At 53.2% G+C, this 605-nt stretch carries 1 protein-coding gene and 1 pseudogene; both read left to right on the top strand.

The window, feature by feature from the left end:
- Nucleotides 1-255 (top strand): PspA/IM30 family protein (locus HMPREF1627_RS00330; protein ID WP_034499905.1); only part of this gene is annotated, 255 nt, incomplete at its 5' end.
- 80 nt (nucleotides 256-335) lie between these two features.
- Nucleotides 336-605 (top strand): annotated as a pseudogene (locus HMPREF1627_RS00325) (nuclease); the annotation flags it as partial.

Below are 605 nucleotides of genomic sequence, written 5' to 3'. Positions count from 1 at the left end.
GATGAGCTTGTGGCCCGTCAGAAGACGGCAGCCGCTCAGGCGAAGTTGCAGGATACGGTTAGCTCAATCAACGTGCTTGACCCCACTTCGGAGCTTTCCCGCTTTGAGGATCAGATTCGCCGTGAAGAAGCGATGGCTCAGGGCCGCGCAGAACTCGCAGCTGATTCTTTCGCGTCCCAGTTCGACGAACTGGATAACTTGGACGAGCAGTCTGAAATTGAGGCTCGCTTGGCCACTCTAAAGAAGAAGTCTTAAATCGCTTAGGCGCAAGGCTTCAACTACAAATTTCAATTACATGGGTGGGGCTTTTTGCCCCACCCATTGAAAGTATCAAAATGGATCCGCTTACTTATTTAATTATTGATGGCGAAAATATTGACACCACGCTTGGTGTCTCGGTGCTGGATCGAAAGCCAGCGTCGGAAGAGCGTCCCCGGTGGGACCGCGTTCTAACTTCCACCGAGGAGCTTTGGGACCAGCCGGTAAAGGGCCTGTTCTTCCTGAATGCTTCGTCGGGCTACATGCCAATGAACTTCGTGCAGGCACTGCTTGCAATGCGTTACCGCCCAATCCCGCTTTCGGGCGTACCGGATGACCAGGTGGTT

Origin of the sequence: Actinomyces sp. S6-Spd3 (assembly GCF_000758755.1) — a bacterium.
Lineage (GTDB): Bacteria > Actinomycetota > Actinomycetes > Actinomycetales > Actinomycetaceae > Pauljensenia.
Note: the sequence above shows the minus strand (reverse complement) of the source record. Positions and strands in the feature narration are given on the sequence as shown.